At 74.7% G+C, this 21,904-nt stretch carries 19 protein-coding genes; 11 read left to right on the top strand and 8 right to left on the bottom strand.

Annotated elements, in window-relative coordinates:
- Positions 1–81: 81 nt before the first annotated feature.
- Positions 82–1,401 carry an SCO2583/SCO2584 N-terminal domain-containing protein gene (locus AC067J_RS05000; protein ID WP_478296576.1) on the top strand — a complete coding sequence of 440 codons (1,320 nt, stop codon included), beginning with the start codon at positions 82–84 and terminating at the stop codon, positions 1,399–1,401.
- 59 nt (positions 1,402–1,460) lie between these two features.
- Here AC067J_RS05000 and AC067J_RS04995 read toward each other — a convergent pair whose 3' ends face one another.
- From AC067J_RS04995 to AC067J_RS04970, 6 genes are all read right to left on the bottom strand, one after another.
- Entirely contained in the window at positions 1,461–2,006 is a 546-nt protein-coding gene (locus tag AC067J_RS04995; protein ID WP_478296575.1) for a hypothetical protein, read from the bottom strand.
- Between the two features lie 127 nt (positions 2,007–2,133).
- Positions 2,134–3,978 carry a dihydroxy-acid dehydratase gene (gene ilvD, locus AC067J_RS04990; protein WP_478296574.1) on the bottom strand — a complete coding sequence of 615 codons (1,845 nt, stop codon included), beginning with the start codon at positions 3,976–3,978 and terminating at the stop codon, positions 2,134–2,136.
- A 186-nt stretch (positions 3,979–4,164) separates the two neighbouring features.
- Positions 4,165–4,935 carry a class I SAM-dependent methyltransferase gene (locus AC067J_RS04985; protein ID WP_478296573.1) on the bottom strand — a complete coding sequence of 257 codons (771 nt, stop codon included), beginning with the start codon at positions 4,933–4,935 and terminating at the stop codon, positions 4,165–4,167.
- Between the two features lie 30 nt (positions 4,936–4,965).
- Complete coding sequence (locus AC067J_RS04980; protein ID WP_478296934.1) at positions 4,966–5,793, bottom strand: sugar phosphate isomerase/epimerase family protein; 828 nt, start codon at positions 5,791–5,793, stop codon at positions 4,966–4,968.
- 1,030 nt (positions 5,794–6,823) lie between these two features.
- Positions 6,824–7,786 (bottom strand): Ppx/GppA family phosphatase, encoded by a 963-nt coding sequence (locus AC067J_RS04975; RefSeq protein ID WP_478296572.1) that lies wholly within the window; start codon positions 7,784–7,786, stop codon positions 6,824–6,826.
- A 226-nt stretch (positions 7,787–8,012) separates the two neighbouring features.
- On the bottom strand, positions 8,013–8,939 hold the full coding sequence (locus tag AC067J_RS04970) for a glycerophosphodiester phosphodiesterase (RefSeq protein ID WP_478296571.1): 927 nt from the start codon (positions 8,937–8,939) through the stop codon (positions 8,013–8,015).
- A gap of 548 nt (positions 8,940–9,487) precedes the next feature.
- Here AC067J_RS04970 and AC067J_RS04965 point away from each other — a divergent pair.
- Entirely contained in the window at positions 9,488–10,339 is an 852-nt protein-coding gene (locus tag AC067J_RS04965; RefSeq protein WP_478296933.1) for a DUF3109 family protein, read from the top strand.
- 100 nt (positions 10,340–10,439) lie between these two features.
- Here AC067J_RS04965 and AC067J_RS04960 read toward each other — a convergent pair whose 3' ends face one another.
- Both AC067J_RS04960 and AC067J_RS04955 read right to left on the bottom strand, forming a co-directional pair.
- The gene (locus AC067J_RS04960; protein ID WP_478296570.1) at positions 10,440–11,609 is read right to left on the bottom strand and encodes an NADH-quinone oxidoreductase subunit D; all 1,170 of its coding nucleotides are present in this window, start codon (positions 11,607–11,609) and stop codon (positions 10,440–10,442) included.
- Positions 11,606–12,664 (bottom strand): SAM-dependent methyltransferase, encoded by a 1,059-nt coding sequence (locus AC067J_RS04955; protein WP_478296569.1) that lies wholly within the window; start codon positions 12,662–12,664, stop codon positions 11,606–11,608. The genes AC067J_RS04960 and AC067J_RS04955 overlap by 4 nt, the downstream gene beginning before the upstream one ends.
- A gap of 139 nt (positions 12,665–12,803) precedes the next feature.
- Here AC067J_RS04955 and AC067J_RS04950 point away from each other — a divergent pair, with 139 nt between their 5' ends.
- The 9 genes from AC067J_RS04950 to AC067J_RS04910 all read left to right on the top strand — a co-directional run bounded on the left by AC067J_RS04950 (position 12,804) and on the right by AC067J_RS04910 (position 21,644).
- Complete coding sequence (locus tag AC067J_RS04950; RefSeq protein ID WP_478296568.1) at positions 12,804–14,036, top strand: sensor histidine kinase; 1,233 nt, start codon at positions 12,804–12,806, stop codon at positions 14,034–14,036.
- A gap of 50 nt (positions 14,037–14,086) precedes the next feature.
- On the top strand, positions 14,087–14,776 hold the full coding sequence (locus tag AC067J_RS04945) for a response regulator (protein ID WP_478296567.1): 690 nt from the start codon (positions 14,087–14,089) through the stop codon (positions 14,774–14,776).
- Between the two features lie 121 nt (positions 14,777–14,897).
- Positions 14,898–15,863 (top strand): Rossmann-like and DUF2520 domain-containing protein, encoded by a 966-nt coding sequence (locus tag AC067J_RS04940; RefSeq protein ID WP_478296566.1) that lies wholly within the window; start codon positions 14,898–14,900, stop codon positions 15,861–15,863.
- Entirely contained in the window at positions 15,863–16,768 is a 906-nt protein-coding gene (panC, locus tag AC067J_RS04935; protein WP_478296565.1) for a pantoate--beta-alanine ligase, read from the top strand. The genes AC067J_RS04940 and panC overlap by 1 nt, the downstream gene beginning before the upstream one ends.
- A 101-nt stretch (positions 16,769–16,869) precedes the next feature.
- Complete coding sequence (gene panD, locus AC067J_RS04930) at positions 16,870–17,343, top strand: aspartate 1-decarboxylase (protein WP_478296564.1); 474 nt, start codon at positions 16,870–16,872, stop codon at positions 17,341–17,343.
- 16 nt (positions 17,344–17,359) lie between these two features.
- The gene (locus AC067J_RS04925) at positions 17,360–19,033 is read left to right on the top strand and encodes an L-aspartate oxidase (protein WP_478296563.1); all 1,674 of its coding nucleotides are present in this window, start codon (positions 17,360–17,362) and stop codon (positions 19,031–19,033) included.
- A 4-nt stretch (positions 19,034–19,037) separates the two neighbouring features.
- Complete coding sequence (nadC, locus tag AC067J_RS04920; RefSeq protein ID WP_478296562.1) at positions 19,038–20,021, top strand: carboxylating nicotinate-nucleotide diphosphorylase; 984 nt, start codon at positions 19,038–19,040, stop codon at positions 20,019–20,021.
- Positions 20,022–20,111: 90 nt separating this feature from the next.
- A complete protein-coding gene (locus AC067J_RS04915; RefSeq protein WP_478296561.1) occupies positions 20,112–20,900 on the top strand; it encodes a type III pantothenate kinase in 789 nt (262 codons plus the stop codon).
- Between the two features lie 609 nt (positions 20,901–21,509).
- A complete protein-coding gene (locus AC067J_RS04910; RefSeq protein WP_478296560.1) occupies positions 21,510–21,644 on the top strand; it encodes a hypothetical protein in 135 nt (44 codons plus the stop codon).
- Positions 21,645–21,904 lie beyond the last annotated feature (260 nt).

Here is a 21,904-nt window from a genome sequence, read left to right as displayed (position 1 = left end):
TTCCCGCGCTTCGCACCGGAGTTCACCGGACGGTGTGCCCCCGATCGGAGGATCGTCACACCCCGTCGGCATACTGGCCCGATGCCGATCGCCGAAGATCCAGAACCGCGCCCGCACGAGGCCGGGGACCAGGACGGGGTGTCCTCGTCCGGGGCGGACGGGAAGGACCCGTTCGCCGACCTCGTCCTCGACGAGGAGTTCGTCAGGGGTGCCTCCGTGAAGGAGCAGGCGGGCCGCACCCGGATGCTCGCCGCCCAGTGGAAGCACACCCCGCCGGTCGACCCGGGCGGCCGCCGCTCGGTGAACGACGGCCCCCGGCCCCGGAAGCGGTTCGGCCGCAAGCCGAAGCCGGTCGACCCCTGGGGCGGCCCCCGTCGGCGCCGCCGGGTGGAGTGGCGGGCGCCGCTGTTCGTGGTGCTCGCCGTCGCGCTGGTGCTCGCCGCCCTGAACATCGACGGCCTGCGGTCCTGGTACTCGACGCGGTTCGACTCCGACGGCGCCCCGGCCACCACCGGCGCCCCGCCGGCGGTCGATCCCGACCAGCCGACCGTCGACCACCCCTGGGCCGGATCCCCGGCGGAGGGCTGGCCGACCGGCATCGCCGGGTTCGAGCCCAAGGAGGCCCCGACGGCCGTCGGGGTCTTCAGCGCCGAGCAGGTCGCCGCCCAGGTCAAGCTGGTCAAGGAGTACCTGGCCGCGGCCAACCTGGATCCGAAGGCGGTGGCCGGCGGCCGCCCCGAGGCGGCGCTCGCCCTGCTCGACCCGGGCACCCGGGCCGCCGCCGAGAAGGCGCTCGCCAAGCCCTCCGCCAAGGCGGACCCCACCGGCTGGTTCAGCCGCTTCGACGGGCGCGACGCGATACCGGTCGGCGACACGTACCGGCTCCAGGGCTGGATCAGCGTCGAGGGCGACGGTGAGCGGGGCGTGCTGGTGCGCACCGACTTCGTCTACGTGTACCCGCTGCGCCCCGGCCCGGACGCCGCCAAGCGCGCCACCGCGCCGAAGCCCTCGGCGCCCCCGCGGCCTACGGGCAGCCCGGCACCGAACGGCCCCGGAGCGGGCGACGGCCCGGTGCGGCCGGTGGGTCTGCTCACCCCCGCGGCCGACGTGGCCGGGGACACCTGGACCGCCCGGACCGTCGTGCGGCGGGTGGACACCTTCCGCTTCTACGACCCGGCCGCGTTCGACGTCGAACCGGGGAAGATCTACTTCGAGGACGTCCAGTCCGAGGTCGGCAACAGCGAGTGCGACGTCTACGACGGCTACTACCACCCGCAGTTCGCCCAGTTCGCGCCGCTCGGCGACCCCGACCCGGGTGCGACCGGACCGGCCGCCGACCCGTACGACCAGACCCGCAAGCCGCGGTCCGACGACTCCTGCGGAACGGTCACCCGCAGCTGACGCCCGGCGGGCGGGGCTGTGCGGACGGGGCTGTGCGGGCCCCTGCGCCGGCGGCTGCGTCAGCTCCTGCGCTTGCCCCGGCCCGGCGCCCTGGTGCCGGGCCGGCCGCTGCGGCCGGCCTGCCGGCGCTCGTACCGGGCCAGCGCCTGCTCGTGGTCGGCCCGCCGGACGGCCTCGCCTGGCGCCTCGGTCAGGCTGCGGGCGAAGTAGGCGAGCAGGGCACCGACCCCGCCGATGATCCAGACCACGCCGAGCGACTTCTCCTCGGCCATCCAGCCGGTCAGCCGGTCCTTGCCCTCGGTGAGCACCTTCCAGGTGCGCAGCGCCGCGAGCAGCGAGCAGATCGCGACGGCGCCGACCAGCAGGGCGTTGAGGAAGCCGCCGTTCTCGGAGAGCCGGATGCCGTCGACGGCGAGGCGCAGCACGAAGGCGGCGGCCGCCGCGGCGAGCAGGGCGCCCACCGGCACCAGGACCCGGCGGACCCGGTAGCCGCCGTCGTGGTCGACCCAGCTGGTGCCGAACCAGCGGATCGGCTCCGGTTCGGGGGCACCGGCGGGCGTGCGGTCGCCGGCGGGCTGGGGGGCGGGGGCGGATTCCTCGGTCACACGGCCGATTATCACCCGGCGCCCCGGAACGGCGGAGGAGCCGTCCCGGCGACGGGACGGCTCCTCGTGGTGCGCGGGCCGCGCGGGTGCCGCGGCCGTGCGGCGTGCGGGTGGCACGCGGGTGGCGTCAGCCGAGCTTGCTGACGTCCCGGACGGCGCCCTTGTCGGCGGAGGTGGCCATCGCGGCGTACGCCCGCAGGGCCTGGCTGACCTGGCGGTCGCGGTTCTTCGGCTTGTAGCCGCCCCCGGCCTCCAGCTTCGCGCGGCGCTCCTGCAGCACCTCCGGGGCGACCTCCAGGGAGATCGTCCGGCCGGGGATGTCGATGGCGATGACGTCGCCGTCCTCGACCAGCGCGATCGTGCCGCCGGACGCCGCCTCCGGGGAGGCGTGGCCGATCGACAGGCCGGAGGTGCCGCCGGAGAAGCGCCCGTCGGTGACCAGCGCGCAGGCCTTGCCGAGGCCGCGGCCCTTCAGGAAGGAGGTCGGGTAGAGCATCTCCTGCATGCCCGGACCGCCCTTGGGGCCCTCGTACCGGATGACGACGACGTCGCCCTCCTTGATCCGCTTGGCGAGGATCGCCTCGACCGCGTCCTCCTGGGACTCGACGACGACGGCCGGGCCGCTGAAGGTCCAGATCGACTCGTCGACGCCGGCGGTCTTCACGATGCAGCCGTCCTCGGCGAGGTTGCCGTACAGCACGGCGAGGCCGCCCTCGACGGAGTAGGCGTGCTCGACGCTGCGGATGCAGCCCCCGGCGGCGTCGGTGTCCAGGCTCTCCCAGCGCTCGGACTGGGAGAAGGCCTCGGCGGAGCGGACGCAGCCCGGGGCGGCGTGCCACAGCTCGACGGCCTCGGCGGACGGCGAGCCGCCGCGCACGTCCCAGGTCTTGAGCCACTCGTCGAGCGAGTCGGAGTGGACGGTGTGGACGTCCTCGTTGAGGAGTCCGCCGCGGTAGAGCTCACCGAGGATGGCGGGGATGCCGCCGGCCCGGTGGACGTCCTCCATGTAGTACGAGCCGTTGGGCGCGACCTTGGAGAGGCAGGGCACCCTGCGGGAGACCGCGTCGATGGCCCGCATGTCGAAGTCCAGCTCGGCCTCCTGGGCGGCGGCGAGCAGGTGCAGGATGGTGTTGGTGGAGCCGCCCATGGCGATGTCGAGGGCCATGGCGTTCTCGAACGCGGCGCGGGTGGCGATGGCGCGCGGCAGGAGCGAGAGGTCGTCCTGCTGGTAGTGCCGGTTGGTGATGTCGACGACGGTGCGGCCGGCCGCCTCGTAGAGGGCGCGGCGGGCGGTGTGGGTGGCGAGGACGGAACCGTTGCCCGGCAGCGAGAGGCCGATCGCCTCGGTCAGGCAGTTCATCGAGTTGGCGGTGAACATGCCCGAGCAGGAGCCGCAGGTCGGGCAGGCGTTCTCCTCGATGATCGCGATGTCCTCGTCGGACACGTTCTCGTTGACCGCCTGGGAGATGGCGTCGACCAGGTCGAGCTTGCGCACCGTGCCGTCGACCAGGGTGGCCTTGCCGGCCTCCATCGGGCCGCCGGAGACGAAGACGGTCGGGATGTTCAGGCGCAGCGCGGCCATCAGCATGCCCGGGGTGATCTTGTCGCAGTTGGAGATGCAGATCAGCGCGTCGGCGCAGTGCGCGTTGACCATGTACTCGACCGAGTCGGCGATCAGGTCGCGCGAGGGCAGCGAGTAGAGCATGCCGCCGTGGCCCATCGCGATGCCGTCGTCCACCGCGATGGTGTTGAACTCGCGCGGGATGCCGCCCGCCTGCTTGATCGCCTCGGAGACGATCCGGCCGACCGGCTGCAGGTGGGTGTGGCCGGGGACGAACTCGGTGAAGGAGTTGGCGACCGCGATGATCGGCTTGCCGAAGTCCTCGCGGGCTACGCCGGCCGCCCGGAGAAGCGCCCGGGCGCCTGCCATGTTGCGACCGTGGGTGACCGTACGGGACCTCAGCTCGGGCACTGTGCTCCACTCCTTCGGAGGCTGACTCGCGGCCCCGCTCGGTAGGAGGGTGCGGGGCCACTGTGTCTGTCGAGCCTACGCCCGCCGTCCGGGCAGCGGACATCGCGTCCGCGATGCGGTCAGCGGGCGCCCGTCCGGCCGACCCCCGCGGACGCCCGCCGGCGCGGACGCCGGGCCCCGGCGCGGTCAGCCCGGGGTGACCGCCACCGTCAGGTCCAGCACGTACGGCTCGACCACCCAGCCGTCCGGGAACTCGGCCAGCAGGGCCTCGCGCTCGACGGCCAGCAGCGGCGCCCGCTGCTCGGGGGTGAGGGAGGCGAAGTAGGAGCGCGAGGTGAGGTCGGTGATCACGTGGTCGACGGTGACCCGGCGCTCCCAGCGCAGCGTGGCGGAGCCGACCCGCAGGTCGTGGGGGGCGAGGTGGCCGGCGATCTCGTTGACGGCGCCGTAACCGTGGTAGCTCTCGTTCAGCGCGGCGGAGAGCCGCTCGCCCAGCGCGCGGACCCACGCGACGCTGCTGTCCTTCACGTTCCACCAGGTGGCCAGGGCGCCGCCCGGCCGCAGCACCCGGATCGCCTCGGGGACGGACCGCTCGGGGCGCGTCCAGTGGAAGGCCTGCGCGTACGTGACGAAGTCCGCGGAGTCGTCGTGGAAGGGCAGCTCGTCACCGGTGCCCCTGACCAGCGGCAGGCCGGGGCTGCCGGCCAGGAACTGGGCGGCCATGCCGTCGCTGGGTTCGACCGCGACCACGTCCGCGCCCCGCCCGGCCAGCAGCCGGGTGGCGATGCCCGTGCCGGCCCCGACGTCCAGCACCCGGGCGCCCTTCAGGCTCCGTCCGGACAGCCGCTCCAGCTCGTCGAACAGCCCGTCCGGGTACGACGGCCGCGCGCGGTCGTACTCCGCCGCCACCCCGCCGAAGGAGGTGGCGAGCTCCCGGAATTCCTTCTTGACCGTCATGTCTCCCCCTGCACAAGGCCGTTCGTGTGCTCAGCGTACGCGCGCGGGGGTGGCCAGGTGCAAGCGGGTGAAGGCCAGCGCCTCGGCGAGATCGGCCTCCCGTTCGGCGGGCGACGCCGACCGCCGGGTGTTGACCTCCAGCACCACGTGACCGTCGAAGCCCGTCCGGGCGAGGTGTTCGAGCAGCTCGGCGCAGGGCTGCTTGCCCCGGCCCGGGATCAGGTGCTCGTCCTTGCCGGAGCCGGAGCCGTCCGCGAGGTGGATGTGCGCGAGCCGGTCGCCCATCCGCTCGACCATGGCGAGCGCGTCGATCCGGGAGGTGGCGGCGTGCGACAGGTCGATGGTGAAGTGCCGGTACTCCTCCTCGGTGACGTCCCAGCCGGGCGCGTACGCCAGCATCTCCCGGTCGCGGTACCGCCACGGGTACATGTTCTCGACGGCGAACCGGACGTCCGTCTCCCCCGCCATCCGGTCGATGCCCTCGACGAACTCGCGCGCGTACTGCCGCTGCCAGCGGAACGGCGGGTGGACGACGACCGCGCTCGCGCCGAGCTTCTCGGCCGCGGCGCGGGCCCGGACCAGCTTGGTCCACGGGTCCGTGGTCCAGACCCGCTGGGTGATCAGCAGGCACGGCGCGTGCACGGCGAGGATCGGCATGTTGTGGGCGTCGGAGAGCCGGCGCAGCGCCTCGATGTCCTGGCTGACCGGGTCGTTCCAGACCATCACCTCGACGCCGTCGTAGCCGAGCCGCGCGGCCAGCTCGAAGCCGATGGCGGTGTTGGCCGGGTAGACCGAGGCGGTGGAGAGGGCGACCTTGGTGTCCGGGATGTGCAGGGTCGGGTGCGGGGGCAGCACCAGGCGGTCGGTGGTGCGCAGCAGCGGCGGGCGGGCGGCGGCCTGCCGGGCGGCCTTGACCGACTTCACCGACTGGACGGCGGCCTTGGCGGCACCGGCGGCCCGGGCGGCGCGGGTGCTGCGGGCGGGCTCGGCGGCCTCACCGGGCAGGGCCTTGCCGGGCAGGGCCTTGCCGGGACCCGCCTTGCCGGGCAGGGCCTTGCCGGGACCGGCCTCGGTGCCCGGGGGGCGGGTGGCGGGAGCGGTGGCCTCCGTGTGCTGCGCTTCCTGCGCTTCCTGCGTGCCCCTCATGCCCTTCGCAGCCTTCGCGACCTTCGCAGCCTTCGCGGCGGACCTCGCCGCCGCCCTTCCGCCGGCCTTCTGCCTGGCGGTCGCCCTGGCCGCGGGCTCGGCACCGAGCTTGGCCGCTGCCCGTGCGGTGGTCCCGGTCGCGGACTCGGCTCCGGGCTCGGCGGCGGCTTCCGGGGTGGGCCCGCCCTCCGGCCCGGCTCCGGGCTCGCCCCCGGCCCCGGCCCTCCGCCGGACGGACCGCCCGGCCGTCTTGCCCGCGGTCTGCTTCGCGGCCTTCCGGGCCGCCTTCTCGGCGACTCCTCCGGCGGCCTCCTTGGCGGCCCGGACGCCCTTCACCGCCTTGCCCAGCTTGCGGGAGCGGGCGGGAGCAGGTGCGGGCGCGGGCGCGGGGGTGTCGGGGCTTCCGGCGGTGTCCCGGCCCGCCGGGGCGTCCGGGGCCGCCACGGTGTCCGCGGGGCGGGCGGTGTCCGGGGCGGCGGTGCCGACGGGGTCCGGGGCGGCGCCCGGTCCGTCCGGCCCCGGGCCGGACCGGCGGCGGGCGCGGCGCGGGGCGTCCGACCGCGACTGCCCGTCCTCGGGAGCGCGGCCCTCCCGCGTACCGTCCTCGCCCGCTGGTTGCGCCACGGGAGACAGCGTAAGCGGACCGCGCCCCGAACGGGGAGCCGATCGGCGGGCGCGCGGGCGGGCCGCGCGCCGGGCCGTCCGGGTGGGGGAACCGGCTGTTCGGGGCGGGAACGGCCCGTCAGGGGGTGAGGGCGGGCCGCCGACGGTCGGCGGGGCTGTCCATGGCGTCCAGGCGGCGCAGGATGATCCCCTCGCGCAGCGCCCACGGACAGACGTCCAGCTCCTCCAGTCCGAACAGGTCCATCGCGGCGTCCGCCACCAGTGCTCCGGCCAGCAGCTGCTTGGCGCGTCCCTCGGAGACCCCCGGGATCTGCGCCCGTTCGGTGGCGGTCATCGCGGAGAGCCGGGGCAGCCAGGCAGAAAGGTTGCTGCGGGTGAGCCTGCGGTCCGCGTACGGGCCGGCGTCGGCCGGGGCGGCGCCGGTCATGCGGGCGAGCTGCTTGAAGGTCTTGGAGGTGGCGACGGCGTGGTCGGGGGCCCCGAGCCGGGAGATCTCGCCGACGACGGTCGCGATCTCGGCCCGGATGTGGCGTCTGAGGTCGCGCAGCTCCTCCGGGTCGGCGACGTCGCCGGGCAGCCAACGGCCGGTCAGCCGGCCGGCGCCGAGCGGCAGCGAACAGGCCACGTCGGGCTGCTCGTCCAGGCCGCAGGCGATCTCCAGCGAGCCGCCGCCGATGTCGAGGTTGAGCAGGCGCCCGGAGGACCAGCCGAACCAGCGACGGACGGCCAGGAAGGTGAGCCGGGCCTCGTCCTGACCGGACAGCACCCGCAGTTCGACGCCGGTCTCCTCGGCGACCCGGCGCAGCACCTCCTCGCCGTTGACGGCCTCGCGGACGGCGGAGGTGGCGAACGGCAGTATGTCGACGACGCCCTTGTCCTCGGCGACCCGCAGCGAGGAGGCGACCATGCCGATCAGCTTGTCCACGCCGGGTTCGCTGATCGCGCCCTGCTCGTCGAGGAGTTCGGCGAGCCGCAGCTCGGCCTTGTGGGAGTAGGCGGGCAGCGGGGCGGCGCCCGGATGGGCGTCCACCACGAGGAAGTGGACCGTGTTGGAACCTACGTCGAGAACACCGAGTCGCATAACTCTCCACGCTACGCGATCCGGGGGCCGGGGAGACCGGCCGCGTCGGTATTCGTGCTGGTCCGGCGGGTGCCGCTCGGAATCGGTGCGGGTCAGGGGTGGTGCGGCCATCAACGGCGGTGCCGGCCGGGGGTGGTGCGGGTCACGGGCGGTGCCGGCCGGGGACGGCCGGGGCGGTCCGGGGCAGGGGCGGTCCGGGGGTCCGGGGGTCCGGGGCAGGGGCCGCTCAGCCGGTGGACGCCGCCCGGTCGCCGGAGCGGCAGTCGGCGTCGGCCCAGCCGCGGGCCCGGCCGGGGGCGTCCGTGATCAGCCCGCCGGCACCCCGCCCGGCCATCAGCCGCCAGGACTCCTCGTCGTCCAGGACCCAGACGTACACCTCGCGGCCGCTCCGGCGCTCGGCGGCGATCCGGTCGGCGGTGGCCAGCGTGCCGTCCAGGGCGATGCCGTGCAGCGGGAGGTCCGCCGGGTCCTCCGCCAGCCCGGCGCCCTGGATCAGCACCACCGGCAGTCCGGGCGCGACGGCGTGCGCCCGCCGCAGGTGCTCGGCGGAGAACGAGTACAGGTGGACCCGGGCCCCGCTTCCGGCCGCCAGCCGGGCGATCCGCTCGACGTCCTCGGCACGCTGCCACTTGATCTCCATCAGCAGCGTGACGCCGCTGCCGGAGAGCCTCCGGAGCAGTTCCTCCAGGGTGGGCACCGGCTCGGCCCGGTCGGGGCCGACGGTCACCCGCAGTCCCGCGAGCTGAGCGGCGGTCAGGTCGGCCACCGTGCCCGTGCCGTCGGTGGTCCGGTCGACCGTGTCGTCGTGCATGAGCACCGGCACGCCGTCCCGCGTGGTCCGGACGTCGGTCTCCAGCCAGTCGGCGCCCTGGCGGAGGGCCGCCTCGAAGGAGGCCATGGTGTTCTCGGGAGCGTCGAGCGGCGCGCCCCGGTGGCCGATCACCAGCGGCGCGCCGCAGCCCGTCCGGGCGACGGCCGCCGGACGGGCCCGCAGGCCGGCGGTGGGAGCGGCGGCGGGAGCGGTGGCCGCGGGTGCGGCGGCGGTGCAGCCGGAGACCGAGCCGGCGAGCAGCGCGAGGGCGGGGAGGACCGCCCGGAAGGACGTCCGGCCGGGGCGGAGGACCGTCCGGGCGGGGTGGGGCGGGGTGGTCACCACTCGGGGCTCCAACTGCTCTGTCGCTCTGCCGCGTCTCTACTGCTCGACTGCTCCGCCACCGCGGTGCCGCTGCCCCGCGGATGCCGCTCGACGACCGCTCCGACGCCGCGGACCGGCGGACCGGCGACCCGGAGGACCGGCGGAGACGGTGCTCAGCATGCCGCAACATCACCGCGCCGCCGCACGACGCCCGGCGCTCCCAGGGCGTCCGCGGCTCGCGCCGCCACGTCACGGCGGACCGCCCCGGACCCGAACGCGGCCGGCCGCCCCGTGCACCTCCCCGTGGCGGGCGGGCGCCGTCCCGGGGAGGTGCACCCGCCCCGGCCGGGTGGCGCCGGTGGCCTCTCCGCCCCGCCCTCACCACCGCGGACCCGGGCGGAGAACCGGTCCACCCGGCCACGGGCCGGTGAAATCACCGCAAATGCCCCGGGCACAGGCGGTTCGGACCTCCGGGAAGGCTCTACCCTTGCCGGGTGGCAGCAGCAGAGACGTCCAAGAAGAAGACCAAGCCCAGGGCCGGCGGTCCGACCACCGTCGACCTCGCGATGCCGACCCTCCGCTCCGAAGCCGGCTCCGACGCGGGCACCGACCCCGGTGCCCTGCCCCGTCCCGAGGTCGCGCTGGACTTCCCGCGCGCCTGGGTCGAGTTCGCCGACCCGGACGACGAGGAGCAGGTCTTCCGCTGCGACCTGACCTGGCTGACCTCGCGCTGGACGTGCATCTTCGGCAAGGGCTGCCAGGGCATCCGCGAGGGCCGCGGCGAGTCCGACGGCTGCTGCACCCTGGGCGCGCACTACTCGGACAAGGACGACGAGAAGCGCGTCGCCGGCCACGCCGCCCGGCTGACCCCGGAGATCTGGGAGAACTTCGAGCACGGCACCGACGCCAAGGGCCGGATCCGGCTCGACGGCGGCATCACCATGTTCGACGAGGACGGCGACCGGCAGACCCGTCGGATCAACGGCGCCTGCCTCTTCCTCAACAGCCCCGGGTTCCCGGGCGGCGCCGGCTGCGCGCTGCACACCCTTGCGCTCAAGGAGGGCCGCGAGCCGCTGGAGACCAAGCCGGACGTCTGCTGGCAGCTGCCGGTCCGCCGCACCTACGACTGGATCGACCGCCCGGACGACACCCGCTACCTGCAGGTCACCATCGGCGAGTACGACCGGCGCGGCTGGGGCCCGGGCGGCCACGACCTGCACTGGTGGTGCACCGGCAGCCCCGACGCGCACCAGGGGCCCGACCCGGTGTACGTCAGCTACCGGCCCGAGCTGACCGAGTTGATGGGCCCCGCGGCGTACGGGGTGCTGGCCGGGCTGTGCGAGCAGCGGATCGCCACCAAGGGCGACCGCAAGGTGGCCCCGCACCCGGCCGACCCGGCGAAGAAGGCGAAGAAGTAGCGGGCCCCGGAAGCAGCGGGCCCCGACGAGCGGACGGGCGGGCGGACGGGCGAGCGGACGTCGCCCCCGTCCGCTCGTCGGAGCCCGCTGCGGCGAGGGCCTACTTGTCGATGTCCCCGACCACGAAGAACATCGACCCCAGGATCGCCACCATGTCCGCGACCAGCGTCCCGGGCAGCAGCTCCGTCAGCGCCTGGATGTTGTTGAACGACGCCGAGCGCAGCTTCAGCCGCCACGGCGTCTTGTCGCCGCGCGAGACGAGGTAGTAGCCGTTGACGCCGAGCGGGTTCTCCGTCCAGGCGTAGGTGGTGCCCTCGGGGGCCTTGAGCACCTTGGGCAGCCGCAGGTTGACCGGGCCGGGTGCCAGCAGGGCCAGCTTGTCGAGGCAGGCGTCGGCGAGGTCCAGCGCGTTGACGGTCTGCTCCAGCAGGCACTCGAAGCGGGCCAGGCAGTCGCCCTCCTCGCGGGTGACCACGGTCAGCACCTGCCGCAGCTCCTCGGAGCCGTAGGCGAGGTAGGGCTCGTCGCGGCGCAGGTCGAGGTCGAGGCCGCTGGCCCGGGCGATCGGTCCGCTGACGCCGTACGCCTCGGCCTGGGCCTTGGTGAGCACGCCGACCCCGGCGGTGCGGGCGCGGAAGATCTCGTTGCCCAGCACCAGGTCCTCGAAGACCGGCAGCTGGGAGCGGACGACGGCGACGGCGGCCCGGACCCGGCCCAGCCAGCCGGCCGGCAGGTCCTCCTTGAGGCCGCCGACCCGGTTGAACATGTAGTGCATGCGCCCGCCGGAGGCCTCCTCCAGCACGTGCTGGAGGTCCTCGCGGCCGGTGAAGGCGTGGAAGATCGGGGTGATGCCGCCGAGTTCCAGCGGGTAGGACCCGAGGAACATCAGGTGGTTGAGGACACGGTTGAGCTCGGCGAGCAGGGTGCGGATCCAGACCGCGCGCTCGGGCACCTCCATGCCGAGCATCCGCTCGACGCCGAGCACCACGCCCAGTTCGTTGGAGAAGGCGGAGAGCCAGTCGTGCCGGTTGGCCAGCATGATGATCTGCCGGTAGTCCCGGGCCTCGAAGAGCTTCTCCGCACCGCGGTGCATGTAGCCGATGACCGGCTCGGCGGTGACGATGCGCTCGCCGTCCAGCACCAGCTTCAGGCGCAGCACGCCGTGGGTCGCGGGGTGCTGCGGGCCGATGTTGAGCACCATGTCGGTGCTGCCCGCCTCGCCCGTGAAGTTCTCGGCTCCCGCCCCGATGCCGACCGTGGTCTCCCTCATGGGGTCAGAGTCTGCCATCCCGGCAGCGGCTCCAGGCTCCGCGGTACCGGCATGCGGACGGTCTGCGAGAGCCAGCCGAACGCGCCGAGGCCGGCCGGGTCGGTCAGTTCCGCGCCCTCGCCGGCGCCGCCGAGTGCCCGCAGGTAGGCGACCGGGTCGGTGGAGGCCAGTGCCAGCGCGGGCCGGGCGCCGCTGACGCCGAGCGCCCGGAGCGCGTCGCGCTGCGTCGTCCACAGGCTGTGGAGACCGGGAGCGGCGACCGAGTCCAGCGCGACGTGCGCGGTGACGTCGCAGGATCCGTCCGGCACCGGCGGCACCTCGCGGCCGGCCCGGAAGCCGGTGCGGGTGGCGAGCGGCGGACGGCTCCCGGCGGTGTGCGCGTAGTCGACGGCGACGGCCAGCCCGCGGTCCAGTCCGGCCACGGCGTGCGCCCAGGCGGCGTCCCTCGGGCCGCCGAACTCCACGAGGTCCCCGGGGTGTTCCGCCGGCCACCAGCGGGCGGCCCAGGCGGCGTCCGCGGCGGAGACCGGGCCGCCGAGGCGCTCCCCGCCCGTGGACGTCTCCACCTCGACGTAGCGGAGCACCCCGTCCTCGTCGGTCTCGCCGGTGTCCAGCGGCACGTTGTCGAGCCACTCGTTGGCGAACAGCAGGCCGGTGACGCCGCGCGGCACCCGGTCCGTCCACACGACGTCCGCCCACGCCCGCTCCGTCCACAGGCCTGTGGACGGCGGGACGGCGGGACGGTCGGCGAGCTCCACCGCGTACGGGCGCAGCCGGTCACGGACCGCGTCCGGCCCGGTCTCGGGCAGTGCGGCCAGGACGCCCGCGAGCAGCTCGCCCCGCCCCGCCCCGACGTCGACGAAGGCCAGCTCCTCCGGACGGCCGAGGGCCGCGTCCACCTCCAGGAGCAGCCGGGCCACCGCCCGGGCGAACAGCGGCGAGGCGTGGACCGAGGTGCGGAAGTGCCCGGCGGGGCCCTCCGGCCTGCGGTAGAACCCGCCGTCCGGGTCGTACAGGGCCTTTTCCATGGCGGTCGCCCACCGCATCCAGCTCATGCGCCGGGACGCTACACACCCGGCCGGTGCCCACCCAACCGGTACGGCATCGGCACTGCACGCTCTCCGACCTAGGGAGTAGGAGGGATCGCCCTCCCGGCGGACCTGGGCACGCTCCGCGACTGCCTACGCTTGAGTCGTGCATCGACTCAACGCCTGGCTCCGCCGTCACCCCATGGTGGTCGACTCCGCCTGGGCCGCGTTGGTGCTCTTCCTCGGCATCCTGCCGGAGAACGGGAGCGGCAACGACGGCTGGCGGTTCGGCGTCCACTTCGCGATCGCCGTCGTCCTGCCACTGCTGATGGTGGTCCGCCGCCGCTGGCCCGACGCCACGGTGACCGCCGCCGCCGCGATCGGCGTGACCCAGGTGGCGCTCGGCGTCAACCCGGCGATCTCCAGCATCGCCTACCTGGTGTTCGCCTACACGGGTGCCGCGTTCGGCCGGCCCTGGACGTCCCGGCTGGCGCTGACGGCGGGACTGCTGGCCGGACCGCTGGTGTTCTGGGAGCTGGCGCCGAAGCAGACCACGGTCGACGACCTCGGCGAGGTCCACAACGAGTCCTACTCGATCCCCGCGTCGCTGTTCATCGCGGCGCTGATGACCACACCGTTCGTCCTCTGCTGGGCGTGGGGCCGGCTGACCCGGGTGCGGCGCGCCTACCTGGTCGAGCTGGAGGACCGCGCGGCCCGGCTGGAGCGCGAACGCGACGCCCAGGCCAAGGTGGCGGTGGCGGCGGAGCGCGCCCGGATCGCCCGCGAGCTGCACGACGTGGTCGCGCACAACGTCTCGGTGATGATCGTGCAGGCCGACGGCGCCGCCTACGTGCTCGACAACTCGCCGCAGCAGGCCAAGGAGGCGCTGGGGACGATCGCCTCCACCGGCCGCCAGGCCCTCGTCGAGATGCGCCGGCTGCTGGGCGTGCTGCGCACCGCCGACACCAAGGCCGAGGAGTACGTGCCGCAGCCGGGCGTCGAGGAGCTGCCGGACCTGCTGGACCAGTGCCGCACGGCCGGCCTCCAGGTGGACTTCGCCACCTCGGGGGTGCCGCGCGAGCTGCCCCGCGGCGTGGAGCTGACCGTCTACCGGATCGTCCAGGAGGCGCTCACCAACGTCCGCAAGCACGGCGGCCCCGACGTGCACGCCCGGGTCGCGGTCGACTTCGGCGAGCGCGAGCTGGCCGTGCTGGTCGAGGACGACGGCCGGGGCTCCACCGACGAGCAGCTGGCCTCCGGCGGCACGGACGGCCAGGGCCACGGCCTGATCGGCATGCGCGAGCGGGTCGGTATGGTCAGCGGCAGCCTCGATGTGGGGCCGCGCCCCGGCGGCGGTTTCCGGATCCGCGCCATCCTGCCGCTCAAGGCGGCCCACTAGCCCCGCCCGCCCCGACCCCGTCGCCCTCATCGAGGAACTAGGAGCCACCCTTGACCATCCGCGTGATGCTGGTCGACGACCAGGAGCTGCTGCGCACCGGATTCCGGATGATCCTGCAGTCGCAGGGCGACATCGAGATCGCCGCCGAGGCCGGGGACGGCGCCCAGGCGCTTGAGAAGCTCCGGCACACGCAGGTCGACGTGATCCTGATGGACGTCCGGATGCCGCGGCTGGACGGCGTGCAGGCGACCCGCCGGATCTGCCTGGCCGAGGACGGCAGCCCGCTGCCGAACGCCCCGCACGTGCTCATCCTGACCACCTTCGACCTCGACGAGTACGCCTTCGCCGCGCTCAAGGCAGGGGCCAGCGGCTTCCTGCTCAAGGACGTGCCGCCGACCGAGCTGGTGGCGGCGATCCGCGCGGTGCACGGCGGGGACGCGGTGGTCGCCCCGACCACCACCCGCCGGATGATCGACCGGTTCGCCGAGGTGCTGCCGACCCCGCAGAGCGGGCCGGGCAGGGACACCCTGGGGCCGCTCACCGAGCGCGAGCGGGAGGTGTTCCTGCTGGTCGCTCAGGGGCTCTCGAACGGGGAGATCGCGGCCCGGCTGGTCCTCTCGGAGGCCACCGTGAAGACCCACGTCGGCCGGATCCTGGCCAAGCTCGGTCTGCGGGACCGGGTGCAGGCGGTGGTCCTCGCGTACGAGGCGGGCCTGATCCGGGCCGGCGCCACGGACTGACCCGGCACTCCTCCGGCCCCCGCTCCCCCGGCTCCGCCGCCGCCCCGCCGCCCGTAGAATGGGCCGGTACGTCCGGTACCCGAGGAGGACCGGAACGGAGAGTGAGGACCAGGGCCGAGCCGTGAGCACGTCCGACAGCGCCTACCCCGACGAATCCGCCGCGTTCGCGCCCCTCGCCGACGGCTTCGGCGACCCGGCCGACCCCGGCAACCGCCCCGCCCGACTGGCCGTCGGCGTGGTCGGCACCGGCCGGGTCGGCCCCGCGCTCGGCGCCGCCCTGCAGCTCGCCGGCCACAAGGTGGTCGCCGCGTCCGGCGTCTCGGCCGCCTCCCGGCGCCGCGCCGAGGCGCTGCTGCCCGGCGTGCGGATCGTCTCCCCGCCGCAGGTGCTGGCCGCCGCCGACCTCGTCCTGCTCACCGTCCCCGACGACGCGCTGGCCGACCTGGTGGCCGGCCTCGCCTCGACCGGCTCCGTCCGCCCCGGCCAGCTGCTGGTGCACACCTCCGGCGCCCACGGCGTGGCCGTGCTGGAACCGGCCACCCGGGCGGGCGCGCTGCCGCTCGCGCTGCACCCCGCGATGACCTTCACCGGCACCTCCGTCGACCTGGCCCGGCTGGCCGGCTGCCCGTTCGGCGTGACCGCCCCCGAGGAGCTGCGCCCGGTCGCCGAGGCCCTGGTGGTGGAGATGGGCGGCGAGCCCGAGTGGGTGCCGGAGGGCGTCCGTCCGCTCTACCACACGGCCCTCGCGCACGGCGCCAACCACCTGGTCACGCTGGTCGCGCAGGCGCTCGAACTGCTGCGCTCGGCCGGCGTCGCCGAGCCCGGACGGATGCTCGGCCCGCTGCTCGGCGCCGCCCTCGACAACTCCCTGCGCTCCGGCGACGCGGCCCTGACCGGCCCGGTCGCCCGGGGCGACACCGGCACCGTACGGCGCCACCTGGCGCAGCTCAGTACGGTGTCACCGGACATCCCGGCCGCCTACCGGGCGATGGCCCGCGCCACCGCCCAGCGGGCACTCGCGCACGGGACGATCGACGAAGCGTCGGCGGCGTCGCTGCTGGACGTACTGAACGAGGAGAACCAGTAATGGCACGCGGCAAGCAGCCGGGCAAGGTCCAGCGCGCCCCCAAGGTCCACCGGGCCGTGGTCACGCACACCGTCGACGAGTTCGAGGCCGCGTTCTGGCCCGACGAGCAGCCGGTCGACAACGCGGTCGTGATGACCATGGGCGCGCTGCACGAGGGCCACGCCGCGCTCGTCCGCGCCGCCCGCCGGCAGGTCGGCCGGGACGGCCGGGTCGCCGTCACGGTCTTCGTCAACCCGCTGCAGTTCGGCGCCGGCGAGGACCTGGAGCGCTACCCGCGCACCCTGGACGAGGACGTGAAGCTGGCCGAGGCGAACGGCGCCGACGTGGTCTTCGCGCCGTCCGTCGACGAGGTCTACCCGAACGGCGAGCCGCAGGTGCGGCTGACCGCCGGTCCGATGGGCGAGCGCTACGAGGGCGCCACCCGGCCCGGCCACTTCGACGGGATGCTGACCGTCGTCGCCAAGCTGCTGCACATCACCGACCCGGACTTCGCCTTCTTCGGCGAGAAGGACGCCCAGCAGCTGGCGATCGTCCGGCGGATGGTGGCCGACCTGGACTTCGACGTCGAGGTGGTCGGCGTGCCGACCGTCCGCGAGGAGGACGGCCTGGCGCTGTCCTCCCGCAACCGCTTCCTCTCCGCCGAGGAGCGCGAGCACGCGCTCGCCCTCTCCAAGGCGCTGTTCGCCGGCCGGGACGTCGCCGCGCAGGGCCCGAAGGCCGTCCGCGAGGCGGCCTCGGCCGTGCTCGACGCCGCCGAGGGCGTCGAGCTCGACTACCTCGCCCTGCTCGACCCGCACTCCTTCACCGAGGCGCCGGACGACTTCCAGGGCGAGGCGGTGCTGGCCGTCGCCGCGAAGGTGGGCACGACCCGCCTGATCGACAACGTCCACGTCATCTGCCGCTGAGAAACGCCCCGGCCCCGCCCCTGGGCGGATCGGCGACAATCACGCAGAATCGTCCGGCAGCTGCAATCCCTCAGGCATGCACTCACAGGAGGCGTGACCACATGCTCCGCACCATGCTCAAGTCCAAGATCCACCGGGCCACCGTGACCCAGGCCGACCTGCACTACGTCGGCTCGGTCACGGTGGACGAGGACCTGCTCGACGCCGCCGACCTGCTCCCGGGCGAGCTGGTCCACATCGTCGACATCAACAACGGCGCCCGGCTGGAGACGTACACCATCGCCGGCCCGCGCGGCTCCGGCGTGATCGGCATCAACGGCGCCGCCGCCCGGCTGGTCCACCCCGGCGACCTGGTCATCCTGATCGCCTACGGGCAGATGGACACCGCCGAGGCCAAGGGCTACGTCCCCAGGGTCGTCTTCGTCGACGACCGCAACCGGGTCACCGGTCTGGGCGGCGACCCGGCCGAGGCCGGGGAGGGCACCGGGCTGGTCCGCGGTGACCGGGTGGCGGCCCCGTCGGCCGCCGGGGGAGCGTACGGTGACGGCAACAGTGCGGCCCCGACCGCGCGCTGAAGGAGCCACTGAAGCCATGTCCGCCACGCACCGCCTCGCCGCCCCCGCGCCCGGCTGGACCACCACGACCGACGTCGTGGTGGTCGGCTCCGGCGTGGCCGGGCTCACCGTCGCCCTCAACGTCCGCCAGGCCGGCCTGCGGGCCATGGTGGTCACCAAGGCGATGCTCGACGACGGCTCCACCCGCTGGGCCCAGGGCGGCATAGCCGCCGCCCTCGGCGAGGGGGACACCCCCGAACAGCACCTGGACGACACCCTGGTGGCCGGCGCCGGCCTCTGCGACGAGGACACCGTCCGCACGCTGGTCACCGAGGGCCCGGACGCCGTCCGCCGGCTGATCGCGGTCGGCGCCGCGTTCGACCGGGGCGAGGACGGCGAGATCCTGCTCACCCGCGAGGGCGGCCACCACCGGCGCCGGATCGCGCACGCCGGCGGGGACGCCACCGGCGCCGAGATATCGCGCGCCCTGGTCACCGCCGTCCGCGAGGACACCGGCATCGAGCTGATCGAGCACGCCCTCGTCCTCGACCTGCTCACCGACGCCGACGGCCACGCCGCCGGCCTCACCCTGCACGTGATGGGCGAGGGCCAGCGGGACGGCGTCGGCGCCGTCCGGGCCCGTGCGGTGGTGCTCGCCACCGGCGGCATGGGCCAGGTCTTCTCGGCCACCACCAACCCGGCGGTCTCCACCGGCGACGGCGTGGCGCTCGCGCTGCGGGCCGGCGCCGAGGTCACCGACCTGGAGTTCGTCCAGTTCCACCCGACCGTGCTCTGGCTCGGCCCGGACGCCGAGGGCCAGCAGCCGCTGGTCTCGGAGGCGGTCCGCGGCGAGGGCGCCCACCTGGTCGACGGGACCGGCACCCGCTTCATGCTCGGGCAGCACGAGCTGGCCGAGCTGGCCCCGCGCGACATCGTCGCCAAGGCCATCACCCGGCAGATGCAGCTCCACGGCACCGAGCACATGTACCTGGACGGGCGGCACTTCGGCGCCGAGATGTGGGAGCAGCGCTTCCCGACCATCCTGGCGTCCTGCCGGGCGCACGGCATCGACCCGGTCACCGAGCCGATCCCGGTCGCCCCGGCCGCGCACTACGCCTCCGGCGGCATCCGCACCGACGGCCACGGCCGGACCACCGTCCCCGGCCTGTACGCCTGCGGCGAGGTCGCCTGCACCGGTGTGCACGGCGCCAACCGGCTCGCGTCCAACTCGCTGCTGGAGGGCCTGGTCTTCGCCGAGCGGATCGCCGCCGACCTGGCCGCCCGGCACACCGCCGGCGAGCTGACCGAGCGGACGGTGGACGTGGCCGCGGCCCGCGCCGCCCGCCCGGTGCCGCTGCCCGCGCCCGAGGCGCGCGCCGAGATCCAGCGGCTGATGTCGCGCGGCGCGGGCGTGCTGCGCTCGGCCTCGTCGATGGCCGCCACCGCGGCCGGGCTGGCGCTGCTCGCCGAGCAGGCGCTCACGCACGTCGCCGAGGAGAAGCCGGCCGACCCCCGGGTGGAGACCTGGGAAGCCGCCAACCTGCTACTGGTCGCCAGCGCGCTGGTCACCGCCGCCACCCAGCGCGAGGAGACCCGCGGCTGCCACTGGCGCGAGGACTTCCCGGAGCGGGACGACGCGCACTGGCGGCGCCACCTGATCACCACCCTCACCACCTCCGGCGACCTTGTCAGCACCCCCGAGGAGCAGTAACACCATGACCGACGCGACCACCGACGCGACCCACACGCACGAGGAACTCCCGATGGCCGACGGCTGCGGCGACGGCTGCGCCTGCGGGGACGGCGAGGGCTACGAGACCGGCCTGGACCCGCAGCTCGCCGAGATGCTGGAGGAGGCCGGCCTGGACCCGGTCGAGGTCGAGGACATCGCCACCCTCGCGCTGGCCGAGGACCTGGCCGGGGGCGAGGACGTCACCTCGGTGGCCACCGTGCCGGCCGACGCCGTCGCCACCGCCGACTTCACCGCCCGTCAGGCCGGTGTGGTGGCCGGTCTCCGGATCGCCGAGGCGGTCCTCTCGCTGGTCTGCGAGGAGGAGTTCGAGGTCGAGCGGCACGTCCAGGACGGCGACCGGGTCGAGGCCGGCCAGGTGCTGCTCTCGGTCCGCTCCCGCACCCGGGACCTGCTGACCGCCGAGCGCAGCGCGCTCAACCTGCTCTGCCACCTGTCCGGCATCGCGACCGCCACCCGGGCCTGGTCGGACGCCCTGGAGGGCACCGGCGCGGTGGTCCGCGACACCCGCAAGACCACCCCGGGCCTGCGCGCGCTGGAGAAGTTCGCGGTCCGCTGCGGCGGCGGCGCCAACCACCGGATGGCGCTCTCCGACGCGGCCCTGGTCAAGGACAACCACGTGATCGCGGCAGGCGGCGTCGCCGAGGCCTTCCGGGCCGTCCGGGCCGCCTACCCCGAGCTGCCGGTCGAGGTCGAGGTCGACACCCTGGAGCAGATCCCGCCGGTCCTGGACGCCGGGGCGGACCTGATCCTGCTGGACAACTTCACCGTCCCCCAGCTGACCGAGGCCGTCGCACTGGTGGCGGGCCGGGCCAGGCTGGAGGCGTCCGGCGGGCTGACCCTGGCCACCGCGCGCGAGGTCGCCCAGACTGGTGTCGACTACCTCGCGGTGGGGGCGCTCACCCACTCCTCCCCGATCCTGGACATCGGCCTGGACCTGCGCGCCTGACCCGGCCGCCGGTCCGCCCGCCTGCCCGCCCCATGATCTGCTCGGCCCCTGATCCGCCCGTCCGCTGATCCTCGACGCAGAAAGCACCCCATGCTGCTCACCATCGACGTCGGCAACACCCAGACCACCCTCGGCCTGTTCGGCGGCGAGGAAGTGGTCGAGACCTGGCGGATCTCCACCGATCCGCGCCGTTCGGCCGACGAGCTGGCGGTGCTGCTGCACGGCCTGATGGGCTCGCACACGGCGATCGCCGACGCGTCGGTCGAGGGCCTGGCGATCTGCTCGTCCGTCCCCTCCGTGCTCCACGAGTTCCGCGAGGTGACGCGCCGTTACTACGGCGACGTCCCCGCGGTGATCGTGGAGCCGGGGGTGAAGACGGGGGTGCACGTCCTGATGGACAACCCCAAGGAGGTCGGCGCCGACCGGATCGTCAACGCGCTGGCCGCCAACCACCTCTACGGCGGCCCGTGCATCGTGGTCGACTTCGGCACCGCCACCACCTTCGACGCGGTCAACGCCCGCGGCGACTACGTCGGCGGTGCGATCGCCCCCGGCATCGAGATCTCGGTCGAGGCGCTCGGCAACCGCGGCGCCCTGCTCCGCAAGATCGAGCTGACCCGCCCGCGCAACGTGATCGGCAAGAACACCGTCGAAGGCATGCAGTCCGGCATCCTCTACGGCTTCGCCGGCCAGGTCGACGGCCTGGTCGACCGGATGGCCCGCGAGCTCTCCAAGGACCCGGACGACGTCCAGGTGATCGCCACCGGCGGCCTGGCCCCGCTGGTCCTCGGCGAGGCCGGCTCGATCGACGTCCACGAGCCCTGGCTGACCCTGATCGGCCTCCGCCTCGTCTTCGAGCGCAACCGCCCGGCCGCCTGACCCCGCCCGACCGCCCGACCCCGCCCGACCGCCCGACCCCCCGGACGCGTGACGCGGATCGCCCGCCCGCGAACGGGACATTCACCCGTAGTCCCCCCATCGCGACTCCGCATGCCCCCCGCGGCGCCCCGTGCCGGCTTCGACTGCACGGGGCCCCGTGCACCCGCCACCCCCGCCACGGGGCCGGCCGGTACCGAGGGGGAGACACGCGCACGGAACCGCTGCACCCGGCAACGCCGTTCCGGACGACCTCCGCAACTCGGCGGCCGGGATCGGCCCGGTCGAGCGGCCGGCCGGTGCCACCGGGCGGCTGCGTCCGGGAAGCGAGCGGGACGCCGGGCGCCGCCGAGAAGAACGGCAACGGCGGCGACGCCCAGCTCGCCGCGGACCTCAAGGACACCGGCCGGAGCAGTCCTCGGCCGATCCCCGACTGCTCGCCGTCTTCTCCGCCTTCTCCGCCTGGTCCGGCTGCGTGAAGGCCAAGGGCTACGACCACCCGACCCCGATCGCCGCCGCCGACGGCCCTCGGTGGCAGACCCTCGGCGCGGCCTCTGATAGGGCCGGGCCGACCGCCACCGCCACCGCCACCGCCACCTGCAAACACACAACGTGGTCGGCGCCCGGTTCACGGTCGAGTCCGCCCACGAGACGGCCCTGATCGAGCAGAACGCCGAGGCGATGCGCGCCATCAGGCAGGACATCGAGAACAGGATGAAGCCGGCCGCCCGGGCCCTCACCTCGTAGGGCCCGTCATCTCTGCCGAACGCGGCCCTCCCGATCTGCGGCCGGCTCACCGAGGCGGGGCGCCGGGTGCGCCCGCAGGTGGAGCAGCGGCCGGTGGAGCAGAACGCCCAGGTCCTGGAGGAGGCCGCCGACGCCGAGCGGCGCAGCGCCCGGGCGGCGAGCCCGGAAGTGGCCGGGGCGAAGTGGGCGACCTTCCTGACGAACGGTCAGCCGGTCTGTATATCTGGATGGTTGGCGCAGCCGACCGGAGCGAGGGTGGG

It is taken from the genome of Kitasatospora sp. NPDC042419 (genome assembly GCF_056437345.1).
The sequence above is the reverse complement of the archived record's forward strand: the minus strand, read 5'-3'. Positions and strand labels throughout refer to the sequence as shown.